The 26,190-nt window shown below is 32.9% G+C and carries 24 protein-coding genes; 14 read left to right on the plus strand and 10 right to left on the minus strand.

The window, feature by feature from the left end:
* The first annotated feature begins 34 nt into the window (after positions 1–34).
* On the plus strand, positions 35–862 hold the full coding sequence (locus tag ACE939_RS05880) for an MBL fold metallo-hydrolase (RefSeq protein ID WP_378187923.1): 828 nt from the start codon (positions 35–37) through the stop codon (positions 860–862).
* A gap of 620 nt (positions 863–1,482) precedes the next feature.
* On the plus strand, positions 1,483–2,349 hold the full coding sequence (locus ACE939_RS05885) for an RNA polymerase sigma factor RpoD/SigA (protein ID WP_378187924.1): 867 nt from the start codon (positions 1,483–1,485) through the stop codon (positions 2,347–2,349).
* 61 nt (positions 2,350–2,410) lie between these two features.
* On the opposite strand, the gene ACE939_RS05890 is transcribed toward ACE939_RS05885, so the two are convergent.
* The gene (locus ACE939_RS05890) at positions 2,411–3,076 is read right to left on the minus strand and encodes a hypothetical protein (protein WP_378187925.1); all 666 of its coding nucleotides are present in this window, start codon (positions 3,074–3,076) and stop codon (positions 2,411–2,413) included.
* Between the two features lie 158 nt (positions 3,077–3,234).
* On the opposite strand from ACE939_RS05890, the gene ACE939_RS05895 reads away from it, so the two are divergent.
* Positions 3,235–4,476, plus strand: coding sequence for a response regulator (locus tag ACE939_RS05895; protein WP_378187926.1), 1,242 nt, complete (start codon positions 3,235–3,237; stop codon positions 4,474–4,476).
* A 1-nt stretch (position 4,477) separates the two neighbouring features.
* Here ACE939_RS05895 and ACE939_RS05900 read toward each other — a convergent pair whose 3' ends face one another.
* The gene (locus ACE939_RS05900; protein WP_378187927.1) at positions 4,478–5,680 is read right to left on the minus strand and encodes an ATP-binding protein; all 1,203 of its coding nucleotides are present in this window, start codon (positions 5,678–5,680) and stop codon (positions 4,478–4,480) included.
* A 306-nt stretch (positions 5,681–5,986) separates the two neighbouring features.
* On the opposite strand from ACE939_RS05900, the gene ACE939_RS05905 reads away from it, so the two are divergent.
* Positions 5,987–6,817 carry a flagellar motor protein MotB gene (locus ACE939_RS05905; protein ID WP_378187928.1) on the plus strand — a complete coding sequence of 277 codons (831 nt, stop codon included), beginning with the start codon at positions 5,987–5,989 and terminating at the stop codon, positions 6,815–6,817.
* Positions 6,818–6,927: 110 nt separating this feature from the next.
* Here the strand turns inward: ACE939_RS05905 and ACE939_RS05910 are convergent, their stop codons facing one another.
* The 3 genes from ACE939_RS05910 to ACE939_RS05920 form a co-directional block, all read right to left on the minus strand.
* Positions 6,928–8,142 (minus strand): class I SAM-dependent rRNA methyltransferase, encoded by a 1,215-nt coding sequence (locus ACE939_RS05910; protein ID WP_378187929.1) that lies wholly within the window; start codon positions 8,140–8,142, stop codon positions 6,928–6,930.
* Positions 8,143–8,242: 100 nt separating this feature from the next.
* A complete protein-coding gene (locus ACE939_RS05915; protein WP_378187930.1) occupies positions 8,243–8,425 on the minus strand; it encodes a hypothetical protein in 183 nt (60 codons plus the stop codon).
* A gap of 214 nt (positions 8,426–8,639) precedes the next feature.
* Complete coding sequence (locus tag ACE939_RS05920) at positions 8,640–10,154, minus strand: DEAD/DEAH box helicase (protein WP_378187931.1); 1,515 nt, start codon at positions 10,152–10,154, stop codon at positions 8,640–8,642.
* Between the two features lie 166 nt (positions 10,155–10,320).
* On the opposite strand from ACE939_RS05920, the gene ACE939_RS05925 reads away from it, so the two are divergent.
* From ACE939_RS05925 to lpdA, 6 genes are all read left to right on the plus strand, one after another.
* The gene (locus ACE939_RS05925) at positions 10,321–11,190 is read left to right on the plus strand and encodes an alpha/beta hydrolase (protein ID WP_378187933.1); all 870 of its coding nucleotides are present in this window, start codon (positions 10,321–10,323) and stop codon (positions 11,188–11,190) included.
* A gap of 61 nt (positions 11,191–11,251) precedes the next feature.
* The gene (msrB, locus tag ACE939_RS05930) at positions 11,252–11,749 is read left to right on the plus strand and encodes a peptide-methionine (R)-S-oxide reductase MsrB (protein ID WP_378187934.1); all 498 of its coding nucleotides are present in this window, start codon (positions 11,252–11,254) and stop codon (positions 11,747–11,749) included.
* 2 nt (positions 11,750–11,751) lie between these two features.
* The gene (gene msrB, locus ACE939_RS05935) at positions 11,752–12,147 is read left to right on the plus strand and encodes a peptide-methionine (R)-S-oxide reductase MsrB (protein ID WP_378187935.1); all 396 of its coding nucleotides are present in this window, start codon (positions 11,752–11,754) and stop codon (positions 12,145–12,147) included.
* A gap of 26 nt (positions 12,148–12,173) precedes the next feature.
* The gene (locus ACE939_RS05940) at positions 12,174–12,695 is read left to right on the plus strand and encodes a hypothetical protein (protein ID WP_378187936.1); all 522 of its coding nucleotides are present in this window, start codon (positions 12,174–12,176) and stop codon (positions 12,693–12,695) included.
* Positions 12,696–13,262 carry a uracil-DNA glycosylase family protein gene (locus tag ACE939_RS05945; RefSeq protein WP_378187937.1) on the plus strand — a complete coding sequence of 189 codons (567 nt, stop codon included), beginning with the start codon at positions 12,696–12,698 and terminating at the stop codon, positions 13,260–13,262. It abuts the gene before it with no gap.
* A gap of 58 nt (positions 13,263–13,320) precedes the next feature.
* On the plus strand, positions 13,321–14,712 hold the full coding sequence (gene lpdA, locus ACE939_RS05950; protein ID WP_378187938.1) for a dihydrolipoyl dehydrogenase: 1,392 nt from the start codon (positions 13,321–13,323) through the stop codon (positions 14,710–14,712).
* A 64-nt stretch (positions 14,713–14,776) separates the two neighbouring features.
* Here the strand turns inward: lpdA and ACE939_RS05955 are convergent, their stop codons facing one another.
* The 3 genes from ACE939_RS05955 to aroQ form a co-directional block, all read right to left on the minus strand.
* Positions 14,777–16,573 (minus strand): hypothetical protein, encoded by a 1,797-nt coding sequence (locus ACE939_RS05955; protein ID WP_378187939.1) that lies wholly within the window; start codon positions 16,571–16,573, stop codon positions 14,777–14,779.
* A complete protein-coding gene (locus ACE939_RS05960) occupies positions 16,573–17,001 on the minus strand; it encodes a hypothetical protein (protein ID WP_378187940.1) in 429 nt (142 codons plus the stop codon). Before ACE939_RS05960 ends, ACE939_RS05955 begins: the two co-directional genes overlap by 1 nt.
* A gap of 196 nt (positions 17,002–17,197) precedes the next feature.
* A complete protein-coding gene (gene aroQ, locus ACE939_RS05965; protein ID WP_378187941.1) occupies positions 17,198–17,617 on the minus strand; it encodes a type II 3-dehydroquinate dehydratase in 420 nt (139 codons plus the stop codon).
* Between the two features lie 88 nt (positions 17,618–17,705).
* Between aroQ and xerD the strand changes: the two genes are divergently transcribed.
* Entirely contained in the window at positions 17,706–18,602 is an 897-nt protein-coding gene (xerD, locus tag ACE939_RS05970; RefSeq protein WP_378187942.1) for a site-specific tyrosine recombinase XerD, read from the plus strand.
* Between the two features lie 60 nt (positions 18,603–18,662).
* Here the strand turns inward: xerD and ACE939_RS05975 are convergent, their stop codons facing one another.
* Entirely contained in the window at positions 18,663–19,526 is an 864-nt protein-coding gene (locus ACE939_RS05975) for an anti-sigma factor (RefSeq protein WP_378187943.1), read from the minus strand.
* An 88-nt stretch (positions 19,527–19,614) separates the two neighbouring features.
* Positions 19,615–21,144: an NAD(P)H-hydrate dehydratase gene (locus ACE939_RS05980; protein ID WP_378187944.1), complete on the minus strand. Its 1,530-nt coding sequence runs from the start codon at positions 21,142–21,144 to the stop codon at positions 19,615–19,617.
* Between the two features lie 325 nt (positions 21,145–21,469).
* Here ACE939_RS05980 and thrA point away from each other — a divergent pair, with 325 nt between their 5' ends.
* Genes thrA through thrC form a run of 3 tightly spaced genes read left to right on the plus strand, consistent with a single transcriptional unit; the run spans position 21,470 to position 26,177 of the window.
* Positions 21,470–23,914 carry a bifunctional aspartate kinase/homoserine dehydrogenase I gene (thrA, locus tag ACE939_RS05985; RefSeq protein WP_378187945.1) on the plus strand — a complete coding sequence of 815 codons (2,445 nt, stop codon included), beginning with the start codon at positions 21,470–21,472 and terminating at the stop codon, positions 23,912–23,914.
* A gap of 11 nt (positions 23,915–23,925) precedes the next feature.
* Positions 23,926–24,849: a homoserine kinase gene (locus ACE939_RS05990; RefSeq protein ID WP_378187946.1), complete on the plus strand. Its 924-nt coding sequence runs from the start codon at positions 23,926–23,928 to the stop codon at positions 24,847–24,849.
* 38 nt (positions 24,850–24,887) lie between these two features.
* The gene (gene thrC / locus ACE939_RS05995) at positions 24,888–26,177 is read left to right on the plus strand and encodes a threonine synthase (RefSeq protein ID WP_378187947.1); all 1,290 of its coding nucleotides are present in this window, start codon (positions 24,888–24,890) and stop codon (positions 26,175–26,177) included.
* Positions 26,178–26,190: the final 13 nt, after the last annotated feature.

The following is a 26,190-nucleotide window of genomic DNA, read 5'->3' on the forward strand; positions in this document are numbered from 1 at the left end:
GATAACTTATCTTGATCCCTAAAAATTAAGTATTATGAAAATCAATTACAAATATTACTTTACAGCTTTGATCGTGTTTGTAGTAGCATGTAAAGAAAATCCAAAAACAACATCTACAAAAAGTAATGAATCTACAGCGACTTCTTCAGAATTACAGCTTTCTGATAGTTATGAAGATTTAGTGGATGAGAATATGGCTTCCTTTAAACTTACCCCTATTTCACATGCTACAGCAGTTGTTCAATTTGAAGATAAGACAATTTATATTGATCCTACAGGGGGAAAAGATGCTTTTAAAAATGCTCCTTTACCAGATTTAATATTAATTACTGATATTCATGGAGATCATATGAATATCGAAACTTTAAAGAGTCTAGATCTAAGCAAAGCCAAAATGATTGTTCCTCAAGCCGTAGCCGAAAAACTACCTGCAGAATATACAGATCAATTATTACTATTAGCAAATGGTGAAACAAAAGATGTGATGGGTATATCTATTGAGGCCATACCTATGTACAATTTGAGAAAAGAGGCTTTAAAGTTTCATGAAAAAGGAAGAGGTAACGGGTATGTACTCACTTTAGGAGAAGAACGAGTTTATTTCTCGGGTGATACTGAAGACATACCAGAAATGCGCAATTTAAAAAATATAGACCACGCTTTTGTATGCATGAATCTACCTTATACGATGACCGTAGAAAGTGCTGCCGATGCTGTATTAGAGTTTAAGCCTAAGAATGTATATCCATATCATTATCGCGGAACTGATGGTTTAAGCGATGTCAAAAAATTTAAAAAGTTGGTTAACTCTAAAAATCAAGCTATAAAGGTGACGCAACTTGATTGGTATCCTACAAAATAAAGTGAACTAAATCCTTGCTAGAAATTAACGCTGGCAAGGGTTTAATTTATCATTTAAAATACAAAATAGTCATCTATACAGTTGTTTTAAACATAGTATGATACATTTGAAAATTATTCACTCTCAAACTTGTCACAGGATTCACATTACATACTATTATATAAGTCACACGTTATTACAACTACATAAGATTGATACATATACATAGCGTACAACTCTTTATACGATTCATAAAGTAGCTCTAGATTTAGTCTATAAATTCAATTTTTGCAAATTTTCTTTCCTTTCACTATCTAATAAATAAACTACATTTGGAATATGCAAAAAGTCATTACCTTGTTCATAATAATTAGCTACTACTCGACTTTTTCCTGACGATTTTTACAAGTTATTTGTAAAAAACCTAATCTTGATAAAATTCATTATACCGAAACACTCTCTATACTTCCTTCTATAATTATATGTTTTTTTTAACGAGGTAATCACCATAAGAGTAAAATGTTAATCAAATCCTAAAAAAATACATAACGATATATAAACTCACAAAACTATGTTATTGTTTTGGTTATTAACTTATTAATGAGTAATCTAATTGCTCATAAGTAAATATTTGGAAAAACATGAGACAACTCAAGATTACAAAACAAGTTACCAATAGAGAATCCAAATCGCTAACTAGTTATTTACAAGATGTAAGTAAAATCGATATGATTACTGCCGATGAAGAAGTAGAACTAGCCAAGCGTATCCAACGAGGTGATCAAACTGCTTTAAACAAACTTACTAGAGCAAATTTACGTTTTGTTATATCGGTTGCCAAACAATATCAAAATCAGGGATTAACTTTATCAGATTTGATCAATGAGGGAAACGTAGGTTTGGTTAAAGCAGCCAAACGCTTTGATGAAACCCGTGGCTTTAAATTCATATCCTATGCTGTTTGGTGGATACGGCAATCCATTTTACAAGCCATAGCAGAACAAGCGAGAATCGTTCGATTACCCTTGAATAAAATTGGTGAAATTACTAAGATTAATAAAGTAATGAGTCACTTACAACAAAAATATGAACGAAAACCAACTGCTGAAGAAATTGCTAAGGAATTACAAACATCTATCAATAAAGTAAAACTGTCTTTAAAAAATTCTAATCGAAGTGTATCTATGGACGCGCCTTTTCAAGAAGGCGAGGATGATTTTAATATGTATAATGTTATGCAATCAGGTGATATGCCAAAACCAGATAATCAATTAATGCATGAGTCCCTCAAAATTGAAATTGATCGAGCACTAGAGACTCTTTCACCTAGAGAAAAAGATGTTGTTATGCTTAATTTTGGGCTTAACAATCAAGCCGCAATGACGTTAGAAGAAATTGGTCAAACCTTTGATATTAGCAGAGAACGGGTTCGCCAAATACGAGAAAAAGCAATTAGACGTCTGCGTAATCGTTCTAAAAATAGAATACTAAAAAATTATTTAGGTTAATTACTTTTGAGGTAATATTTAAATTTCTTTTAAAATCTAGCGGGTTGTACATTCTTGAGAGTTACTCTTTAATAATGATCAAGGTGGCCTTTCCGCCTGCTAGTAAATTCCATTTATTAGAAGTGATCAAAGCACCCGAATCATCAAAAATTTTAAATTGAGCAGTGTTGGGACCAGAGGTACCCTGATTTAATGCTTCAATCACTATTTTGTTAGATCCTGGTAAAAGATCTATTAAGAGACCTTTATAATCCCCTGTTAAATATACGTTATTGCGAATAATATCGTCATCAAGATACACACGAATTACATCCCCATCAACACTACCAAAATCTCTATAAACAATTTGAACATAGCGACCATTGTTACCAAAATCTCCGAGATATTGCACTACCATTCCCTCACTATTTTCTTCATCTTCCTTTCTTTTCAGGTAATTTGGTGTAAACGTATAAGTTTCCTTAAAAAAATCATTTTCTCCTGTCAATTTTTTAGGTTCTTTCTCCCTACCATAGTCTGTAAATTTATTCGAATTGGACATAGAAGTACTACCGTTTAACAACGAAGAAGAGCTGGCATTAAGACCACTACCCAAATTGGTTGGTGAACCCAAGGGATTTGACAGCGTACGAGGCTTGCTACGATCTATTTGAGCATATCCTGTAAAAACTAGCATAGTTAAAATCCATACGGAATTTAAACGGTTTAAATAAAATTTCTTCTTCATACTATCAAAGATAATCAATATTGATTTAGTGATTAAATATTTATAAACTTCGTAAGTGAATATTGTATTCTTATTTATTAAGTTCTTATAAAAAATATAGCAATATATTTTTGAGAGTCAATCCATATATGTTATTTTGCTACTTTGAAACCAATTTTATGACATATTCTATTATTAGTAGTATTTTGCTTGTTATTCTCATACTTGTAATAATCTATACTGGTAAAAAAATTGCAACCTTACAACGAAGAAATAAAGAACTGAAAATTTCTCAACAAAGAGCTGTACAACAAGCTAAAATGAAACAAGAGTTTATCTCTACGTTAAGTCATGAAGTAAGAACTCCTTTATACGGTATGATGGGTTTAACCCGACTGATCATCGAGGAGCACCCCGAACTTAAAACCAATAATAATCTAAAATCTCTTAAATTTTCTGGAGATTATTTATTATCGCTTATAAATAATATTTTACAAGTAAACTACATAAACTCTGAAGAGCTTACCTTGACAAAATCTTACTTTAGTTTAAAGGAAACTATGGTAAATTTAATTAACTCATTTAGCTATGCTACCGAAAATAGTGATAATACTTTAGATTTTAAATTTGATGATTCCATACCAGAGCAACTGGAGAGTGATCCCGCTATTTTAACTCAAATTTTGATGAATTTGCTAAGTAATGCCTTACGTTTTAGCAAAAATGGTATTGTTCTTTTCACTGTAGACACGATTAAAGAGAATAATTATACTACTACAATTTCTTTCAACATTAGATTTGATGGTAATGAAGTTTCTAAAGAAGATGAAGATTCTATCTACGAAGAATTTGCCAATATCGAAACCGAAAAAAGATCATATTTAGGTACAGGCCTTAATTCTACGATAGTAAAAAGTTTAGCTACTGCTTTAGGTAGTGATATTATCAAACAAGACAGTAGCTATTCGGGTTCCGAGTACGCTTTTGCCGTCACTTTTAATAAAGTCACACAAGAAACTGAAGCTGCAGTTGTTCAAAAATCACAAAAAAATGATAGGTTAAAAGCACTTGTTGTTGATGATAATAAACTTAATCTTTTGGTAGCCGATAAAATTTTATCTAATGAAAACTTTGAGTGTACCACAATTGATAACGGATTTGATGCCATCACATTAGTACGAGATAATTCGTATGATATTATTTTAATGGATATCAACATGCCCAAATTAAATGGAATTGGTACAACAAAAAGAATTCGTGAATTTGATCAAGCAACTCCTATTATAGCACTAACTGCAGTCGATGTCACACAGTTAAACCGACAAATAATACAAGCGGGACTCAATGATTATATCTTAAAACCTTACGATAAAAATCATTTATTAGAACTCATTCATAAAAATTTAAATACTACTACTTAATTTACTCTGCTGGTATTAGGATAATAAAACGACTCCCTGTATCGACCTTAGATTCAATTCGTATGGTTCCTTCTAAATTTGTAATGATCTTTTTGACAGTAGCCAATCCAATACCACTACCCGAATTTCCTTGGCGATCATTCGTATTAAGTGTGGTAAACAATTCAAATATTTTTTCTTGATCTTCTGGAGAAATTCCGTTTCCATTATCCTCTAATATAAACTTATAGTAATCTTCTTCTACTTCAAAATCTATATTAATTTTAACCTCCCGTTTGGTATTGTATTTATATGAATTGGTAACCAAGTTTAGGAAAACCTGTTGCATGGCTGGTTTATTAATTAAGATCTCTGAATAAACATTTGGAAGTGAAAATGTTACCTCTTCTGATAAACCAGAGAGCTCTGCAATTCTGTCAAAAAACACATTCACCAAGACGATTTCTTTCTTGTGCTTTAAAATGTTATCACTTTTATAAAAAGCTAGGAGTCCATCAATATATTCTCGTAACGCAGATGAAGAGGCTTTCAAATATTTAATATATAATAGAGAATCTTCACTTAAAATGTCTCCATTATCAACTTCTAAAAGCTCTGTTAAAGAAGTAATATTTGCTAAGGGAGATTTTAAATCATGTGAAACCACACGAGCAAATTTTTCCAAATTTTGATTACGTAGTTTCAATTGCTCTTGAAACTTCTGTAATTGCTTATTTTTTAATTTTTGTTCAAAAAGTTGCATTACCTGTGCTGCCATAGTTTGGATTGCACGAATTTGATGCTCATCCAAAACTCGTGGTTTGTAATCAAAAACACACAAAGTACCCAATTTATACCCTTCCTTATCTATAAGAGGTACTCCAGCATAAAAAACAATATTTTGTTCGGTAACTAAAGGGTTATCATAAAATCGAGCATCTGTACGTGCATCTTCGATAATCATTATCGGGGCCTCGCTTAAAATTGCATGTCCGCAAAAAGAGGTTTCTCTAGGAGCGAGATCAAAATTAATACCATGATGAGATTTTAAAAAGTTATGCTCATTATCCAATAGTGTAATCAGAGCAATAGGAGTGTTACAAATATAACTAAGTAACGAAGTGTAGGCATCAAAGCTAGAGTTAGGAGTCTTGTCGAGCATCCTATACTTATCGACGGCTTTTTGACGTTCATATTCATTTGGAGATAAACTTGGGGCTATCATAGAGAATATTTGATAATAATTGGGCAAAATTAATACATCTTATTGATTAAATATTCATTTTACAATAGTTTTAATCTATTACAGAATGGATATTTATTGTTAATAAGCCATAGTAATAATACTGTAAAGCCATAAAAATCAATAGTACAAGTATTTTTTAAGTGATTTGAGCGTATAATTTACAATCTCAGAATCATTGGATGCTCATTCTTTTTGGATTTTACCTAAAATTATATTGTAGTATTTGCGCAATAATTCCCATATCTTGCGGTTAATTAAAATACAATTAATTTAACCAAAATCATTATGAACAAAATTTTAACACTTGTTTTATTAGGTAGCGTATTGACTACTTCTTGCGTATCCAAGAAAAAATTTCTTGCCGTTGAAGAAGATTTACAAAACACAAAAAATACGTTACAAAAAACAACTGTGGAAAAGGAAGAGCTTGAAGCAAAATATGCAAAAATTGAAGCTCGAGTTGAAGACTACAATTCAAAAATTGACTCTTTAACCGAAAATGGCAATAAAAAAATGGAAATGGCTGACAATGTAACGGTTATTTCTAACGATGCTAAAAAAGGTATGCGCAAAATCCTTGAAAACGTTGATTCTCAAAAATTGAGCGAAGCTAAAACTTTAAAAGATTCAATGAATCTAGCGGTGTCACATACTCTTAAAAACTCACTTGACGAAAGTGCGAAGAACAATGATGACATTACTGTTAATATTGAGAACACAGTAGTTATGATATCTATTTCAGACAAAATGATATTCAAAACTGGGAGTTACCGAGTTAGCAAAGATGCAGATGCATTGTTATCAAACCTTGCTACTATTATCAATTCTAAGCCTAATCTAGAAGTTATGATAGAAGGCCATACGGATTCAAGAAATATTCGTACTAATACTATCGAGGATAATTGGGATCTAAGTGTAAAAAGAGCTACATCGATCACACGTTTACTACAAAATAAGTATAAAATTGATCCTTCAAAGTTAATAGCTTCTGGTAGAAGTAGCTATAAGCCGGTTGCAGAGAATGATACAAAAGAAAATATGGCAAAAAACCGTAGAACACGAATCATTTTACTTCCAAAGTTAGATGAATTCTTTTCTTTGGTTTCTGCTAATTAAGAAATTTTAAAGTATTTAAGAAGAGACTGTTTTTATGAAACAGTCTCTTTTTTATTTAAGTAGGCTATATGTTTTTTTTCATTTAACCTTTTAAAATATTGGTGAATAGATTAGTTAATTCGATAATATCCACATTTTAAATAGGCTCCTTCAGTAAATGTTATAGGATGATCACTATCATGATATGTTTTATCAATTATGGTAAAATCCTTTCCTGATCGATATAACTCCTTTTCTATAATTTCGAAAAAATCAATTGCAGTAATTCTCGAAGAGCAAGAGGCTAACACTAACATACCCGTCGATTTGACTAATTGCACTCCTAATTTAGCTAATCTTCGATAACTTTGTTTTGCACCGCCTACTTCACTCTCCCTTTTAGCAAAAGATGGTGGATCAATTACGACAATATCGAATTTTGACTTTTTTGATATTAAGGTAGCCAAACCTTCAAAAGCATCAACTGCCAGTATGTTATGTGTTCCAGAATGATTATTCAACTTTGCATTATTTTGAGCAGAAACTAATGCTTGCTTGCTAATATCTAAACTAGTAACCGAGGTTGCTCCACCTACTAAGGCGTGTACCGAAAATCCTCCTGCATAAGAAAATACATCTAAGACGCTTTTATGCTTTGCCAACTCCCCTACTCGTTTGCGATTGTGCCTATGGTCTAAAAAATATCCAGTTTTATGACCATAGATTACATTGGCTGAAAATTTTACTCCATGCTCGGTAAAAAGTACTACTTCATGCTCTAATGTACCATAAACTACTTGTCCGTCTTTTAAACCAAAGCTTTTATCTGTATTCTGCAATAAACGACTCATCCTCAATACCACGCTTTTGACCCCGGTAATTTCAATCAAAATAGGAAGTATCGTATTGAGGTAAGGAAACCAAATATGAGAATATAATTTTATAACCAAAACATCTGCATAGACATCTGCAATAAAACCTGGCATATTATCATTTTCTCCATATATTATGCGATAGCTATTGGTATCGGTCTCTAGTAATTCTTTTCTTTTATCAAAAGCAGACTGTATAGTAACATTAAACCATGTTTCATCTATTTTCTTAGAGATACCAAACTGAATAAGTTTAACCCGTATCGGCGATACTGGATCTAACAAACCACATGCCAAAAATTTATTCTTTTTTGAGTCATAGACGATAACCAAATCGCCTGCCTTTCCCTCTATACTTTGTTTAATAATACTGTTCTCAAACACCCAAGGGTGGCGTCTTTTTACCATCTTTTCTGCAGATGGTTTTAATTTTACGGCGATACGATTTATAGACACTGAAGGCGTAATATTCATGGTCGCAAGATTATACTATTTTTGATAATCTTCACAATTTATAATAAAAAAAAACGAAACTTGTTATGTCCCGTTTTCTTAATGTCTTATGGTTTTTCTCTTAATAGTATAAGCAGTAGCCATTGGAGTTACAGCGACCCGCATCACAAAAATCACCACTTGCAGTACTCACACAGCATTGTGCACCTCTTTGCCAACAGCGCGACCTTGCAGCTCCAAAAACTTGTCTTTGTTCTTTTTTACTTAAATTTTTTACTCCGTCTAAATTTAAAATAGTTTTCATATGTGTTTATTTAAATTATTAGATACTTCTAATATACAGATAAACAGTTAATAATAATTGTTTGAAAACCGCAAAAATTTGATGGTTTATTTATTCATTATGATTTGCCTAAACGATATAAAAAGAGAAAAGATCCTATTTGTAGGATCTTTTCTCTTTTTATACTAACTTAAGATTGCAATAAAGGTCAAACCATATAACCAATTTCAAAAGCTTACACAAACAACTGATTAATTCTGGTTCGCAATTTTCTCTTATAATCTTCTTGTAACCAGTCACGATAGTTTTTGGTGCTTTTACTAATACAATATGAGTAGCGTCTCACACGATACTCAATATCATCGTTAAGTAGTCGACTTAAAATTCTTGCATCAAAAACATCTTCGCTATTTTCTACACACATTTTAGCATGTTGCTCGATAGAATTTTCAAGAACACTTTTACTACGTAAATTGTATTTTTTTGTCTTAGAATACTCTTCTTCAATATCAAACTCAATATCAGTAGAATTAGCAAATTCTTCTCGAATTTCTTTGGGCATTACATATTTAAAATTTCTCTCAATATCTTCATCACTAACTAAATTATCGTAATAAAAATCTGGAGATCTAAAAATTGTTTGCCAATCAATTTCTGCATTCCATAATCCAAATCGCGAAGTATTATTCCCCATATCGATAATGGTAAATTCCTTTTTCTCTGGTAAAATACGAGACCCACGACCTATCATTTGAAAATATAGGGTAAGAGACTTAGTCGCTCTATTGAGAACGACACACTCTACAGTAGGTTCGTCAAAACCTGTAGTTAAAATACTTACTGATGTAAGAATAGCATCATCTGTATTTTTAAACCATTCCAATATATCGGTTCTTTCTTGTTTACTATTTGTATTGTCTAAGTGTCGTATTGGATATCCTTTTCTAGCAAAGGTATCATACACGTGAATAGATGTATTAATACCATTATTAAAAATAAGCGTCTTTTTACCTTTTGCTTTTTCTTCGTATGCACCTAACAATTTATCCTGCATCATAGCATTACTATACAAATCCTCTGAAGATTTTACTGTATAGTCACCGTTCATTCCTATTTTTAAAGATCCCAAGCCAACGTTATGAGTATAGGTAACTGGCTCAGCCAAGAAACCTTTGCTTATCAATCCGCTTATCGTATCACCGACAATTAGCTCTTGATAATTATCTTTCATAGGCAGCTTCATATTAGAACTCAAAGGTGTAGCAGTTACACCTAGAATGAAGCAATTCTCAAAATATTTAAATAATTTTCTAAATGAATTATAATGCGCTTCATCGATAATAACCATTCCGATATCACCAATTTCTAGCTTATCATCGTTAAGACGATTGTTTAAAGTCTCAACCATTGCCACAAAACACATATAGTCTCCTTGATCGTACAGCTCTTTAACATCACTATTGATAATCTTATTATGTACTCCAAACTCTGATAACATATTAGAGGTTTGTGCACACAACTCAATTCTATGTGTTAGGATAACTACCTTTTTTTGAGTAGTTTTAATATACCTTCTTACTATTTCCGAAAAAATAACTGTTTTTCCACCCCCTGTAGGTAGTTGATACAATAAGTTGTATTTTTCTGGGAATTCATCAAGCCTAGAAAATATTTTATCGATATCCCGATCTTGATAATCATATAAAACCTTTTGCTCTTTCTTTTCTATTTCCATGGGTTTTCCCCGCATTTGCTCAATTTTAAAAATAAGGTACAAAACTAAGCACTTTCAAAGCTTAAAGAAAAGATTTCTGTTTCTTTTTCAAAAAAAAATAATTAGTAACTATAAATTCTATCGAATTCGTGACAAATATAAATTGAAAATGTAAATTTATAGCTTCTGATAAATCGTATCTATGACAAAAAGAAATAACGACAACATTCCTGTACAAGCCTTATTGATCCCTAAACATATTTTGAAAATAGGCAAAGTGCTCAATCGCTTATCACCATTAATAGCTTCTCGTTTTGCCGCCAGACTTTTTCTCACTCCCTTTGCCTACAAAATGCCAGACAGAGAAAAAGATATGTTTAATGAAAGTACGAGGACTTTGATTAAAATTCCTGCTATTCGCAGAGAAGTAATGGTATATACATATGGAGAATCGGATAAAAAAGTATTACTAGTTCATGGCTGGTCTGGCACAGGAACACAATTATCTGTACTTGCTCAAAAATTACTAACACTAGGCTATAGTACGGTTAGTTTTGATGCACCTGCTCATGGTCAATCACCAGGTAAAAGAACTATGATGCCTCATTTTATTGAAACTATACATCATTTAAATACTTCTCACGGTCCTTTTGAAGCAGCCGTGGGTCATTCTCTAGGTGGTATGTCATTACTTAAAGCTACAAGTAACGGTTTTCCAGTTAAAAAATTAGTTGTAGTTGGGACAGCAAATAGTATAACAGCCATAACCAAAAATTTTATCAAAAACATGCAATTAAGTAAGCAGGTTGGTGTCTTGTTAAAACGCTATTTTGATAAGAGGTTTGGAGAAGATTTGGATCATTATTCGGGAGCCGTTTCTGCAAAAGGGGTTACAGTTCCTACTCTAGTTATTCATGATAAACAGGATGTAGATGTTCATTATAGCTGTGCTTATGAGATTACAGACAACCTAAAAAAAGGTACACTCTTATTAACAGAAAACTTAGGGCATCGTAAAATTTTAGGTGATAAAAACGTAATCAACGATATTTCAAACTTTATTATGGAATAATTGTTGATGATGCTATGTAATGTTTCTACTTTCAAAGAGACTAAAAAAGAAAAGAATTATTATGAAAAACTGGTTATTGTTTTTGTTGATCACTCTATTTCTAAGTTGTAATAGTACTGAAGCACAAAGAGACACAGCTACAAGCGTTAACAAAAAAGAAACATTTAAAATCGTCAAATCTGATAAGGAATGGAAAGAAATTTTGACGAAAGAACAATATTATGTATTGCGGCAAGAAGGAACAGAACCTCCTTTTTCAAGTCCATTAAATAATGTAAAAGAAGCTGGTATATTTTACTGTGCTGCTTGTAATACGCCACTTTATGAGACAAAACATAAATTTGATAGCGGTACAGGTTGGCCAAGTTTTGATCAAGGTATCAAAGGCAATATTGGTTACGATACTGATCGCAAATTGGGTTATATTAGAACTGAATTAGTCTGCGGAACTTGTGGAGGCCATCTTGGCCACATGTTTGAAGACGGACCCAGCCATACCACTGGGAAGCGTCATTGTATTAATGGAGATGCCTTACTATTTAAACCAACAACAAAATAAGTATGAGTAGTTATGCTATAAATAAATCTGAAACAGATTGGAAAAATAAACTTACACAAGAACAATATCGTGTCCTACGCCAAAAAGGAACAGAACGTCCCTTTACTGGTGAATATAATATGCATTTTGAAAACGGTATCTATAAGTGCATGGGGTGTGATGCACCCTTATTTGAGAGTTCTACAAAGTTTGATTCTGGATGTGGTTGGCCTAGTTTTGATGCCCCCATAGAAGGTGCTGTTGAATATGTACAAGATAAGTCTCACGGCATGATACGTACCGAAATACTATGTTCGAACTGTGGAAGTCACCTAGGTCATGTTTTTAATGATGGCCCAACAAAAACGGGGGAACGCTATTGTGTAAATTCGGTAAGTATTAACTTTGATAAAAAATAAATACTAAATTAATCTAAACTATATTTATGAAAAGAATTATTGTATTGATGAGCATTGCGGCAATGGTATTTGTATCATGTGAAGGTGATCAAGGACCTCCAGGTGAGCCTGGTCGCCAAGGAGAACCTGGTATTTCTATTTTGGCTCAGGTTTTTGAAGGCATTGGCACTTTTGATAATTCAAATGATTATACATTAATCTTTGATTACCCTGCGAATATTGAAGTATTCGATTCAGATGTAGCTTTAGTGTATTTAAGAGAAGAAATAAAAAACGGTGCTGAAGTTTGGACTCCTCTACCTCGAATATTTTATTTTGACACTGGCGGATTTGTCGAATATAAATATAACTTCACAGTTAATGATGTAGCTATATTTTTGGATACCGATGTTAACTTTGGGTCTTTGGAATCAACTGTTACAGATGACCAAATTTTTAGAATAGTAATTGTACCTGCAGAGTTTGCTAATAATAACGACACAAGAGATCTTAATAGTGTATTATCTCAATTTGATCTCGAAGGTACAGCTCCTGTAATATTAGATTAAATGGAAGAGCTACTTTCAACAATACGCAAATGTACCGTTTGTGAAAAATTTTTACCTCAAGGAGCTAATCCGATTCTAGATATACAGACTACATCCAAAATACTATTGATAAGTCAAGCACCTGGTAGAGTAGCACATTTAAAAAGTATCCCTTGGGATGATGCAGGGGGTAAACGCTTAAAAACATGGTTAAACGTCTCTGAAGAGCAATTTTATAACACCAAAAATTTCGCCATCTTTCCGATGGCGTTTTGTTATCCTGGTAAAGCTAAAATTGGTGATTTACCGCCAAGGCCAGAATGTGCTCCGTTATGGCACCAACAAGTGCTATCCAAAATGACCTCTAAGCCTTTAAAAATTTTAATTGGTAAGTATGCGCAAGACTACTATCTTAATGATAAGAAAACATTAACTGAGCGCGTAAAAAATTGCGTGAGTTATCTACCTACTTACCTCCCACTACCCCATCCATCTCCAGTAAATCGCTTTTGGATTCAAAAAAACCCTTGGTTTCTGGATATCACTATACCAATATTGCAAAATAAGATTCACACAATGCTTCGGTAATTCGCTTTTACGTTCAAACAATAATGCGTAAATTCGTCACTTCAAAAAATTGACATTTATGAGCGCATATGATATTATCGTGCTAGGAAGCGGTCCAGGAGGATATGTGACTGCTATTCGAGCTTCGCAATTAGGGTTTAAAACGGCAGTAGTCGAAAAAGAAAATCTTGGTGGTGTTTGTTTAAATTGGGGATGTATTCCTACAAAAGCATTACTTAAAAGTGCACAAGTATTCGATTACCTAAAGCATGCTTCGGACTACGGATTAACCATTGAGAAATTTGATAAAGATTTTGATGCAGTGATTAATAGAAGTCGTGGTGTTGCTGATGGGATGAGTAAAGGTGTTCAATTCTTAATGAAAAAGAATAAAATTGACGTGATTGATGGATTTGGTAAATTAAAATCCAATTCTAAAGTTACTGTTACTACTGATGACGGTAAAGCCACCGATTACGAAGCTAAACATATCATTATAGCGACTGGTGCACGATCCCGTGAATTACCTAATTTACCTCAAGATGGTACCAAAGTCATTGGCTATCGTAAAGCAATGAGCTTAAAAGAGCAACCTAAAAAAATGATTGTTGTTGGATCTGGAGCTATTGGGGTCGAGTTTGCTCATTTCTATAACGCTATGGGTACAGAGGTCACAATTGTAGAGTTTTTACCTAATTTGGTTCCCCTAGAAGACGAAGAGGTTTCAAAACAATTTGAGAGAAGCTTTAAAAAAGCTGGAATCAAAGTAATGACCAACTCATCGGTTGAGAGTGTTGATACATCTGGCAATGGTGTTAAAGCAACTGTTAAAACTAAAAAGGGAGAAGAAATACTAGAAGCTGATATTGTGCTGTCTGCGGTTGGTATTAAAACTAATATTGAAGGTATCGGTTTAGAAGAGCTTGGTATTGCTACCGATAGAGATAAGATTGTAGTTAATGATTGGTACCAAACCAACATCCCAGGAGTATATGCCATAGGTGATGTTGTACCAGGGCCGGCGTTGGCACACGTAGCATCTGCTGAAGGTATTATTTGTGTAGAAAAAATTGCGGGAATGAGTGTAGAAGCTTTGGACTATGGTAATATACCAGGCTGCACCTATGCCACTCCAGAGATTGCTAGTGTTGGTTTAACCGAAAAGCAAGCAAAAGAAGCTGGACATGAAATTAAAGTAGGTAAATTTCCATTTTCTGCGTCTGGTAAAGCCAGTGCGGCGGGAACAAAAGATGGGTTTGTAAAAGTAATTTATGATGCAAAATATGGTGAATGGCTAGGTTGTCACATGATTGGCGCTGGAGTTACTGATATGATTGCAGAGGCAGTATTAGGGAGAAAACTGGAAACCACTGGTCATGAGGTATTAAAAGCAGTACATCCACATCCAACTATGAGCGAAGCGGTTATGGAAGCTACGGCAGATGCTTATGGTGAAGTAATTCACTTATAGATAGATTCATAAAACATATATGAAATTTGAAAAAGTCTGGTAATTTCACCAGACTTTTTTTATGCTAATTAGATAGCGTTGAAATACTAAAGGAAGGTACTGGTAACCTCAAACCAAAAAACCAATAAGGATCTCCTGTGAATACATTGATGGCTATTCCACTTTGTAAATAATCATGTAAAGCAGAAACTACGATTCCTGTTCCCAACTCAGGTACATCATCCCCATCAAAATCAGGAGCAGAAATATGTAAACCTATCCCCCAGTCAAAAATTTTATTATAGGCAACCGATTTTCTTCGTAATCCCTGATCAAAAATTCCTTTGAACAACATATTATAATAAGGAGCCATTTGAAATTGAGTTTGAACCGATGTATGGGACAGTGGGTCTGCAAAAATAACACCTACGGTACCTTCGATATGTGGTAAAATTTTGTAAAGATGTATCTCTCTGTTTTCGACATACACTTCTTCTTTTGGAGAAAGTACCACTAACTTAAATAAAACTCTATCGCCTTGTTGTCTTAGTCCAACCGTATGTAAATCCAAATTACTTTTTGAAGGTAGTTCACTTAACATAAGTTTTAAAACATCATTTGAAAATTGTAATGCTTCAAAATCCACAAGAGTCCCCTGTAATAAAATTTTTACATGTTTGAACAATGAATCTTGATTTACTATTTCTAACCACGTTGTGTATTTTGATATAATTAACGTTAACTCTTGTGCAACTTGTATGGTATCCTCGGTATTTTGAGATAAAAATTTGACACGTTCATAAATATCAACTAATTTAAACATTAGTCGCTTTCCTTCGAACTCTGTAATATATAACAGATCCGTTTCAAGTTGTTTAAGCACAGCAACAATAGCTGCTTGAGAATTCAAGTTAAGGTTTTCGTAAAAACTTAATTTTTGATCAATTGTTTTAAGAAACAATTCCATATCAATGCTTAATTTTTTTATATCAGTGATGATTTCCTGATAGCTAGAAACACTCAGTTTTTGAAGTTCGATTTCTAGATTTTCAAATAACTTCTTACTATCCAAAAAGAGCACCTCCTTAATTCTATTAAGTTCTGTTAGTACAAATTGTCTAATAATAGAAAGGTCTTGACTCCTATTTTTAGAGGCTATTTCTTGCAATTTTTTTAGCGCAGTTATTTGAGATGGCGTTGGAAGAATCTGCCATCTTTCAACTTCATAATATTCTTGGGGAGCTATACGGTCAAAACCAGGTAAATGCAATGGAAGCGGTTCTCGCTCGCTATTTAACCACGCACCCAATTGTAGATAAACGCCCTCTTCTTCTGCCTGTATTTTAGCTTCAGATCGCATACGAGCTAAAAGTATGGAGGTTCTATTATAAATATCTTCGGGTCTAAACCCCCCTGGACCTTCTTCTATAAAATTATCGACTTGGGTTAGTGCCTCGACGGGTGCTATTAATTGTTGCATTGTATTAACCCATTGATCATTTAAGAATTTATCATCTTTAAATTGCTCATAGTTATATTCTTCAAGTAAAATTTTAAAACGTGAAAGAACATTGTTTCTTTCTTGTAGCGCAGTAGAAAGTTTAGCTATTCTATTTTCCATAGCTATAGGCAATCCATCTATTTTTAACTCACTCAACGTACGAACCAATTCTTCTAACTTTATTTTAATGTGTAACGTACTATTAATGTCGGCTACTTTATTATCAATATAATCTTCACGTATTTCGTTTTGAGTAGTCAAATAATTTCCATCTAGATCTACTTCTTGTATTGTTAGCATAGATTCCTGTACTTGTGCATTTAATAGCATCCAAGGAGTAACAAAAAAAATTATATAATATTTTTGTAAAATACGATTCATTATAAGCCATTTAAATCTTTATCATAAGCCATAGCTCTAAATATTAATCGATCGATGTAATAAACTGGACGATTATCAAATTTGTATTTAGAAATATAATCTGTGATATTGTTAAATTTATTTGAAATTGAAAGCATTACTAAGGTATCTAGCATTCCTGCTTTAATTGGCTTGAGTCTAGGGTTTATTTTTAAGCTAAGAATTTTTTCCTCAATCAATCCTACATTGGGAGCATGAATCACGCGAATTCCTTTATAAAAAATATCCGAAGAATTAACTAGCATAGTACACCTTTGGACAGCACGAATAGCAACGTCACCAGTACCCACAACTAGAAGCAGCGTAACAGGCTCTTTCTCTATAAAGTTAGTAAAATCAAGATTGGCTTTAATTGCATCATTTTCTGAGAGCGTGAGCGGAAGGATCATAGGTTTTAATTTTTTCCTAGTCTAAAGGTAAACAATTCATTATTTCTCCCCTAGTATTGCAAGTATTTTTGATATGATTTGACTTAAAATATTATATAAAAATATACCTTAAGATATTGATAGTATAATTAAATATTCTAGAATCATTCTAATTTACTCTTATCTATACTACCTTTTTAGTATATTAAACGTGCCTTTAGGTATCCAATAAACTATGAATTCCTAAAACGTAGCTTTTGAGTCCAAAACCAATAATAATACCTTTGGCATTAGGTGAAATAAACGAAGTATGTCTATAACTTTCACGATTAAAAGTATTAGAGATATGAACCTCTACTACAGGAATTGAAATGGATTTAATTGCATCTCCTATAGCAATTGAAGTGTGCGTGTAAGCACCTGCGTTTAGCACAATACCGTCAAACACTTGATCTGCATTTTGAATTTGAGTTATAAGTTCTCCTTCAATATTTGATTGTTGATATGCTAATTCGATATCTTTAAAATCAAATTGCAATTTTGTAAAAAAAGTTTCGAAGGATTGGTGACCATATATAGCGGTTTCCCTTTTGCCTAATAAATTAAGGTTAGGACCATTGAGAATTAATATTTTCATCGTTTTATTTTTTGTAGTGAATACAAAGGTATTTAAATAAAATACATTTATAACTTTGTATAAAATTCAAATTTGATTTTTAAATAAAATGAACTGGGAACATGCTATAATTGATTATACAAATTATTTGAGAATTGAAAGAGGTCTTTCGCAAAATTCAATTACTAGCTATGTTTTAGATTTACAAAAATTACAGAAATTTTTAAATGATAATGAAATATGGGTTTCACCAGTTAATATTTCAAAAGAAACCGTTCAACAATTCGTTTATGAGATAGCAAAAACACTAAATCCTAGATCTCAATCTAGAGTTATTTCTGGTTTAAAAAGTTTTTTCAATTATTTAGTTTTTGAAGATTACCGAAATACAAATCCAACAGAATTACTTGAAGCGCCCAAAGTTGGTCGTAAACTACCCGATACACTTTCTGTCAAAGAGATCGATACCATAATTTCTTGCATTGATGTGTCGACAGATCTTGGCGAACGTAATAGAGCTATTTTAGAAACTTTATACGGTTGCGGACTTCGCGTTAGCGAATTAATAGAACTTAAATTATCTAATCTGTTTTTTAAAGAGGGTTTTATTAGTGTTACTGGTAAGGGAAATAAACAGCGTTTTGTTCCGATAAGTGAAATAACCAAAAAGTATATCGAAATTTACAGAATAGAGATACGTCCTCATGTTGCTATCCAACCTGGATTTGAGGATACTTTATTTCTTAATCGTAGAGGAAGACAACTCACGAGAGCAATGATATTCACAATTATTAAAAAATTGGTAAAAATTAGCGGGATAGAAAAACAGGTTAGTCCGCATACCTTTAGGCATTCCTTCGCAACACATCTTTTAGAAAACGGAGCAGACTTACGTGCTATACAGTTAATGTTAGGTCATGAAAGTATTACTACGACAGAGATTTATATGCACATGGATCGACGTATGCTTACCGATGTAATGAATACCTATCACCCTAGACGATAGACTACGCAAAAAACCTCGATCATTTAGCTGATCGAGGTTTTTATACTATCTTGAGTATAATTAAAAACTTGGACGCGTTACTCTGCCAGAAGGCACCGCATTATCCGAATTCATTTCTACTGGATTATTAAGACCAGTTGTAATGCTAGCATTAGCACGTAGGGGTTTGATAAAAAATGGAGCAGGATCACGATCTTGAAAAGGTTCAATTGTGATAAACACCTCTTTTCCTGTTACTTCTCCTGGAAAAGTGACTCCCGTTAACGGTATTTGATTTGGAATAATTAAAAAATCTTCCCCTGGATACGGTGGGATCGTACCTCCAGATCCTTTGAAAAAGTTGGCATCATCAATTGCATCTACTTTAGAGAAAGTTCCAGTAGACACTTTCTTACCATTAAAATCTACCCATCCTTCGTATTTCCAACCTTTACCCAATACTGGTAGATTTAAACCTACTCCGTTTGCAGTTTGAAACCACACTCCAAATTCATCATTATCATTAGATTCATCTGTAGGAGTATACAATACAAATTGTCCTGAAGTATTCGATAAGTCTGCCACTACCGAACTAAAATCAAGAGGTGCAGATGTACCATTAAACTTTCCTTTTAAAATAATAGCTCCAGATGATTCGGGATCTGTATCATTAACAGGTTCTATAGATATTAAAAACTCAGTAGCATCTTCCAAATCTGAAGCTACTACAGAAAGATTGACAGTTCCTGGATTAGTAAATCGTTCGGTTGGCTTAGCTTCTCCATCTACCACTAACCATCCTTGATATGATGTACCACCAGTAAGCGGCTTAAGCCCTATTGTCTCAATTGTTAATACCTCTGTAGCAGGACCATCATCCTTTGAACATCCTGTAAGTAACAGTCCAGCTATAATAACTAACGTCAGCATTTTTATCTTTATCATCTTATTGCTTTTTTTTATTTTGCTCAATCTAATATAACTAGTAAAAATGAATTTCATTGTACAAATAAAACAATTATTGAATTAAATCTTACGAATTAGAGGAATTTTTAGTTTCAAACAATTTTAAAAAAGACTTGCCAATACTTTCAACAAGATCGGTTGCTAATAATCCTTGGTATCCTGTATTTTGAATACTCAAATCACCTGCAAGTCCATGTAAATAAACAGCTATTAATGCGGCTTGTAAAGAAGCATATCCTTGTGCTAGCAAACCTGTAATCATACCCGTAAGAACATCACCCGTACCACCAGTAGCCATTCCTGGATTACCAGTTGTATTAATAAAAACATCGTCATTATTTATAATCAAGGTAAATGCTCCTTTAATAACAAGAATACATTTGTAACGTTTTGAATATTGCTTTGCTTTTTCAATTTTTTCAAAATCATCTTTCCATTTTCCTATAAGTCGCTCTAATTCTTTGGGATGCGGAGTTAAAATTGAGTCAGCGGGAATACTATTCGCCAATTCTTTCTCACTGGCGATACTATTGAGTGCATCGGCATCAATCACTATCGGATCATTTATTTTTTTCAAAAGGTTTCCAAATGCCATAATAGTTTTTTTATGGGTTCCCATACCCATACCAATGCCTATCGCATTCGCGTTTACAGTATAATTTATTGCCTCAATATAATTATCATTATCATCTGTTATAACCATGGCTGTAGGTACAGAGGTTTGTAATGCTGTATATCCACACTCTGGTATATATGCGGTAGCCAATCCACTTCCTACGCGCATTGCTGCCTTGGTTGCCAATATCATACTTCCAATTTTGCCATAGCTCCCACCTACCAAAAGGCTATGTCCATAGGTTCCTTTATGACTAAATTTTTCTCTGGGCTGGTACATGGATAATATCATATTTTTACTAAGCAACACTGCCCCTGCCCTACTCTCCTCAATAATTTTTTGATCCAATCCAATATCCAAAATTTCAAAATCGCGAGTATAATTTGCTGTTTCTGGAAGAAAGAAAACCAGTTTTGGCGTTTGAAAAGTAAAAGTGACAGCAGCTCTAATAACACCATCTTTTGTGTCTGGAGCTTTATCTGCGTACAAACCTGACGGAATATCTATAGAAAGCACAAAAGTATTACTAGAATTAATATATTTAATCAAATTAATTACCCATGATACAATAGGGCGATTAAGACCTATGCCAAAAATAGCATCCACTACCATATCATTAGCTTCGAGTTTGGGAAAATCTTTTTCTGAGCGTAGTTGAAGTGGCCATGGTATATCCATCGCTACCAAACGATCATAGTTTTTCAAAAAATTCTCTGACCTTTTATCACTACAATTAACAATGTAGGTAGTTACTTTATATCCATGTTCTATCAATAATCTTGAAAGAACTAAACCATCACCGCCATTATTCCCAATTCCACAAAAAATATGAAATGCCACATCGGTTCCGTTTAGTTTGCCATGTATACTATTAAAAACTTGCGTAGCAGCACGCTCTATCAAATCTAACGAAGATATTTTTTGGGATTTTAAAGTTGCCAAATCAATACTATGCATTTGTTGACTAGAAAAAATTTTCATATTTATTTTAATAATTTATTAATAAAACCAGTCTCAAATAAAACATATGATAATAATTTAGCAAGTTTCTTGATAGTACTAGTTTTTAATTTTTTAATCAATACATTTGATTTATAAAGATAATAATCCAATGCTCAGTACCGCTAGCCATCTACTATTCTTTTTAAAATATTTGCTAATGCCATTCTTGGCAATTACAATTATTGGCGGTATCTCTATTACTACTACAAATACCCTTAGGGGTTATTTCTATTTTTAATATTCGCATCCTTTATAGTTTTACCAAAAACTAATGTAAAAAGTTTTACCAAAAAAAAATTGAGATATGAAAGTACTCAAGTTTGGTGGTTCATCAGTTAAAAACGCTGATGCCATCTCAAAAACAGTCGATATAATAAAACAATATGCTCAGCATCAAGACATCTACGTAGTAGTCTCAGCACTTGGCGGTATTACAGATCTACTAGTTCAAACGGGGACCACCGCAAAAGCTAGAGATGCTTCTTATAAAATTATTTTAACTAAGATTGAAAGTATACATACAGAGGTACTAGAAAAAATGGTACCTGATGGTAATCAAGATGAAATTTTGCGTGAATTAAAAAAACATTTCACAAAGATAAACTCATTATGTGAAGGTATTTATTTACTTAACGAACTACCTTCTAAAACGCTATCATTACTTACTGGTTATGGAGAAATTTTATCCTCTTATCTCCTTTATAATATATTGAAAAATATAGCATTGAACGTATCTCTCCAAAATTCTCGTGATTTTATTACATGTGACTCTCATACAGATACCTCTGTTTCATATGAAATTACAAATAAAAAAATAGCTAAATATGAAAAAATACGTACACATAAAATAACAGTATTTCCAGGTTTTATAGCATCAACAGTAGCAGGTACTCCCACTACTTTAGGTAGAGGAGGTTCGGATTATACTGCTGCTATACTCGCTGCTGCTATAAATGCAAATGAATTATTAATCTGGACAGACGTTAGCGGTTTATTTTCAGCAAATCCAAAAATCGTTAAACAGGCAAAAGCGATTCCTCATATATCATATCAGGAAGCAATGGAACTCTCTCATTTTGGAGCTAAAGTAATTTATCCTCCTACGATACAACCTGTTTTAGAAAAGAATATTCCTATTCAAATAAAAAACACCTTTGACCCAAGTGCTGAAGGAACCCTCATAACAGACCATAGTACTTCTCATAACTATCCAGTGACAGGCATTACGCATATACATAATATTTCGGTAGTATCTGTCGAAGGTAGCGGTATGGTCGGGATTCCGGGGTTTTCAAAACGAATATTCGAAAGACTCTATCAAAGCAATATTAACGTGATATTAATTACACAAGCATCGTCAGAGCACTCTATTTGCTTGGCAATTCGTGACAATGATACCTCGAAAGCCAAAAAATTATTGAATGACGAATTTAAATATGAAATTTTAAAAAATGCTCTCAAACCAATAAATACCGAAAAGAATTTAGCAATAGTAGCTTTAGTTGGTGATAATATGTACAAACATCAAGGATTAAGTGGAAAAATGTTTAGTACTTTGGGTAAAAACAATGTAAATATACGAGCAATTGCTCAAGGTGCATCAGAAAAAAACATATCGGTCATTATAGAAAAGAAAGATGTAAAAAAAGCTTTAAATACTTTGCATGAACGTTTTTTTGAAGTTAAAACCAAACAGCTTAATCTGTTTATTGTTGGAGTTGGAAATGTTGGAACCAAATTATTAGAACAACTTGACAAACAAAAAGAATATTTAAAAAAAGAACTGCACTTAAAGTTAAGAATCGTAGGTTTATCAAATTCAAAAACTATGTGTTTTGATGAGAATGGAATACAGTTAGATACTTGGAAAGAACAATTAGCTAAAGGAAATCCATCGAATCCAGAAAACTTTCTCAAGATTGTTAAAGAATTAAATCTACGTAACGCAATTTTTATTGATAATACAGCTACCCATGATATTGCAAATATTTATCAGTATTACTTGAGGGAAAGTATATCTGTAGTAACCTGTAATAAAATAGCATGTTCTGCTTCTATGGAAAAATACAAAAATTTAAAAAATTTAGCCAAAAAATATAATGCACAATTTCTATTTGAAACAAATGTAGGTGCAGGTTTACCTATAATTGACACACTCAATAATCTAATAGCTTCGGGAGATCGCATACATAAAATTCAAGCAGTACTATCGGGAAGCCTTAATTATATTTTTAACAACTATCAAGCCAACACATCTTTTGCCGAAATTGTAAAACAAGCTCAAAAAGAAGGCTATACAGAACCAGATCCTAAAATCGATCTTAGTGGTATTGACGTTGCTAGAAAAATTTTAATACTTGCTAGAGAAAGTGGATTAGTGTTAGAATTGGAGGATATTGTCAATACTTCTTTTTTACCAAAAAAGTGTCTGAGCAGCCAATCAGTTGATGAATTTTATAATTGCCTATTAAACGAAGAAAAATATTTTAAAAACATATTTATTCAAGCAGAAAATAAAGGTTCCAAATTAAAATACGTAGCACAATTAGATAATGGTAAAGCAACAGTAGGACTACAAGAAATTCCTAAAGACCATGATTTTTACAACATAAGCGGCAGTGATAATATTGTTTTATTTTTTACTGATCGGTATCCGAAAAATCCTCTCCTAGTTAAAGGTGCTGGCGCTGGCGCTGCTGTAACCGCTTCAGGTATTTTTGCCGATATTATTAGGATTGGAAAAATTTAAACCTTGTTGTAATGAAAAAGATAAAAATTTTTAGCCCAAGCACCATTGCTAATTTATCCTGTGGTTTTGATGTATTAGGTTGTTGTTTGGACACTATAGGAGATGAAATGACTGTTAGTATTGAAAATGGAAATGGGGTTGAAATTGATAAAATTGAAGGTGCCAATCTTCCAAGAGAAGCACATCTCAATGTTGCAAGCGTGGCTGTGCAAGCACTTTTAGTAGAATTAAAAGAACCAAAAAAAGTTATCATTAGTATTCATAAAAAAATTAAAGCAGGAAGTGGTATCGGTAGCAGTGCGGCTAGCAGTGCAGGTGCAGTTTGGGCAGTGAACGAATTGTTAGGACAACCATTTACGCCAAACGATTTGATAAGATTTGCTATGCATGGAGAAAATATTGCTAGTGGTAGCCCTCATGCAGATAATGTAGCACCAGCACTTTTGGGAGGAGTTACGTTAATAAGAAGTTACACCCCTTTGGATGTAATTAAGCTTCCATTTCCAGAAGATTTAACGGCAGTTATTATTCATCCGCAAATTGAAATAAAAACATCGGACGCCAGAGCTGTTCTGAAACAACATATTCTGCTAAAGGATGCTGTTGTACAATGGGGTAATATTGGAGGTCTTGTAGCTGGACTTTGTCTAAGTGATTATGGATTAATAAGTAGAAGTTTAGAAGATGTGATCATCGAGCCTCTGCGCTCTGTATTAATTCCAAACTTTGATATTATCAAAAAAACGGCGTTAGAACATGGTGCATTAGGATGTGGAATTTCTGGATCAGGACCTGCTATTTTTGCATTGAGTAAAGGTATAAAGAATGCTAATAAAATAGCTAGTGCAATGCACGCTTTACGCCTATCCACCGAAATAACTTTTGACATATATATATCGACAATAAATGCAACTGGTATTCGAATTATTGCTTAACATTTTTTCATTTTACAGTATTACTAAATAATATTTTCATGCAATACTATAGTCTCAAAAACAACAACCATAAAATATCCTTTAAGGAAGCAGTAATAGCAGGTATTGCTCCTGACAGAGGACTTTACTTTCCCGATAAAATAACAAAACTACCTTCCTCCTTTTTTACTAATATAGAGCAATTAAGCACCACTGAAATAGCTTATCAAGTAATAGATCAATTTATTGGTGATTGTATTCCAAAAAGTAATTTGGTACAAATTCTAGAAGAGGTTTTAGATTTTGATTTCCCTGTAGTTCGTATTGATTCTAACATACGAACACTTGAACTTTTTCATGGCCCAACTATGGCTTTTAAAGATGTTGGTGCTAGATTTATGTCTAAATGTTTAGAATATTTCAATAAAAACACTCAGCATAAAACTACTGTACTGGTCGCTACTTCGGGAGATACAGGAGGCGCAGTTGCTAATGGTTTTTTGAAAGCAAAAAATATTGATGTAGTAATATTATATCCGAAAGGTAAAGTTAGTGAGATACAAGAACTACAATTAACTACATTAGGTCATAATATCACCGCACTAGAAGTAGTTGGTACATTTGATGATTGTCAAGATATGGTTAAAACTGCTTTTTTGGATAAAGATATTCAAGATAAACGTAAATTGACATCAGCAAACTCAATCAACATAGCAAGATGGCTACCTCAAGCATTTTATTATTTTTTAGCTTTCAAACAACTTAAGTCCGCAGGAAAAGAGATTGTATTCTCTGTTCCTAGTGGCAACTTTGGAAACATTTGTGCTGGTATAGTAGCCAAAAAATTAGGTTTACCTAGTAAGCATTTGATAGCTGCTACAAATAGTAATGATGTAATATCTAGATTTTTAAAAAATGGTATTTATGAACCTAAACCATCTCTAGCCACTTTGTCAAACGCTATGGATGTAGGTGATCCTAGTAACTTTAATAGAATTTTAGAACTCTATAAAAACAACTTTACTGATCTAAAAACCGAATTTAGCTCTTACAGTTTTAATGATAATGATACAAAAAAAGCTATCCAAGAATTGTATGCAAAAGCCAGTTATATTGCAGATCCACATGGTGCTGTAGGTTACTTAGGATTAAAAAAACATGGACTTACATTAAACGAGATAGGCGTATTTTTGGAAACGGCCCATCCAATTAAATTTAGATCTATAATTGAAGAAACCCTTGAAGTCTCATTAGAAATACCCTATCAAATAAAAGAAATACTACATAAAAAAAAGAAAAGCAATTTAATAGTGAATTATCAAAATTTAAAAACCCTTCTTATGAGTTAAGAAAGGTTTTTAA

The sequence above is a fragment of the Aquimarina rhodophyticola genome (assembly GCF_042434915.1).
Lineage (GTDB): Bacteria > Bacteroidota > Bacteroidia > Flavobacteriales > Flavobacteriaceae > Aquimarina.

Bases quoted from the DNA above. Each gene is read 5' to 3' on its own strand.
- ACE939_RS05880 (WP_378187923.1), top strand. From the start codon at position 35: ATGAAAATCAATTACAAATATTACTTTACAGCTTTGATCGTGTTTGTA.
- ACE939_RS05885 (WP_378187924.1), top strand. From the start codon at position 1,483: ATGAGACAACTCAAGATTACAAAACAAGTTACCAATAGAGAATCCAAA.
- ACE939_RS05890 (WP_378187925.1), bottom strand. From the start codon at position 3,076: ATGAAGAAGAAATTTTATTTAAACCGTTTAAATTCCGTATGGATTTTA.
- ACE939_RS05895 (WP_378187926.1), top strand. From the start codon at position 3,235: ATGACATATTCTATTATTAGTAGTATTTTGCTTGTTATTCTCATACTT.
- ACE939_RS05900 (WP_378187927.1), bottom strand. From the start codon at position 5,680: ATGATAGCCCCAAGTTTATCTCCAAATGAATATGAACGTCAAAAAGCC.
- ACE939_RS05905 (WP_378187928.1), top strand. From the start codon at position 5,987: ATGAACAAAATTTTAACACTTGTTTTATTAGGTAGCGTATTGACTACT.
- ACE939_RS05910 (WP_378187929.1), bottom strand. From the start codon at position 8,142: ATGAATATTACGCCTTCAGTGTCTATAAATCGTATCGCCGTAAAATTA.
- ACE939_RS05915 (WP_378187930.1), bottom strand. From the start codon at position 8,425: ATGAAAACTATTTTAAATTTAGACGGAGTAAAAAATTTAAGTAAAAAA.
- ACE939_RS05920 (WP_378187931.1), bottom strand. From the start codon at position 10,154: ATGCGGGGAAAACCCATGGAAATAGAAAAGAAAGAGCAAAAGGTTTTA.
- ACE939_RS05925 (WP_378187933.1), top strand. From the start codon at position 10,321: ATGACAAAAAGAAATAACGACAACATTCCTGTACAAGCCTTATTGATC.
- msrB (WP_378187934.1), top strand. From the start codon at position 11,252: ATGAAAAACTGGTTATTGTTTTTGTTGATCACTCTATTTCTAAGTTGT.
- msrB (WP_378187935.1), top strand. From the start codon at position 11,752: ATGAGTAGTTATGCTATAAATAAATCTGAAACAGATTGGAAAAATAAA.
- ACE939_RS05940 (WP_378187936.1), top strand. From the start codon at position 12,174: ATGAAAAGAATTATTGTATTGATGAGCATTGCGGCAATGGTATTTGTA.
- ACE939_RS05945 (WP_378187937.1), top strand. From the start codon at position 12,696: ATGGAAGAGCTACTTTCAACAATACGCAAATGTACCGTTTGTGAAAAA.
- lpdA (WP_378187938.1), top strand. From the start codon at position 13,321: ATGAGCGCATATGATATTATCGTGCTAGGAAGCGGTCCAGGAGGATAT.
- ACE939_RS05955 (WP_378187939.1), bottom strand. From the start codon at position 16,573: ATGAATCGTATTTTACAAAAATATTATATAATTTTTTTTGTTACTCCT.
- ACE939_RS05960 (WP_378187940.1), bottom strand. From the start codon at position 17,001: ATGATCCTTCCGCTCACGCTCTCAGAAAATGATGCAATTAAAGCCAAT.
- aroQ (WP_378187941.1), bottom strand. From the start codon at position 17,617: ATGAAAATATTAATTCTCAATGGTCCTAACCTTAATTTATTAGGCAAA.
- xerD (WP_378187942.1), top strand. From the start codon at position 17,706: ATGAACTGGGAACATGCTATAATTGATTATACAAATTATTTGAGAATT.
- ACE939_RS05975 (WP_378187943.1), bottom strand. From the start codon at position 19,526: ATGATAAAGATAAAAATGCTGACGTTAGTTATTATAGCTGGACTGTTA.
- ACE939_RS05980 (WP_378187944.1), bottom strand. From the start codon at position 21,144: ATGAAAATTTTTTCTAGTCAACAAATGCATAGTATTGATTTGGCAACT.
- thrA (WP_378187945.1), top strand. From the start codon at position 21,470: ATGAAAGTACTCAAGTTTGGTGGTTCATCAGTTAAAAACGCTGATGCC.
- ACE939_RS05990 (WP_378187946.1), top strand. From the start codon at position 23,926: ATGAAAAAGATAAAAATTTTTAGCCCAAGCACCATTGCTAATTTATCC.
- thrC (WP_378187947.1), top strand. From the start codon at position 24,888: ATGCAATACTATAGTCTCAAAAACAACAACCATAAAATATCCTTTAAG.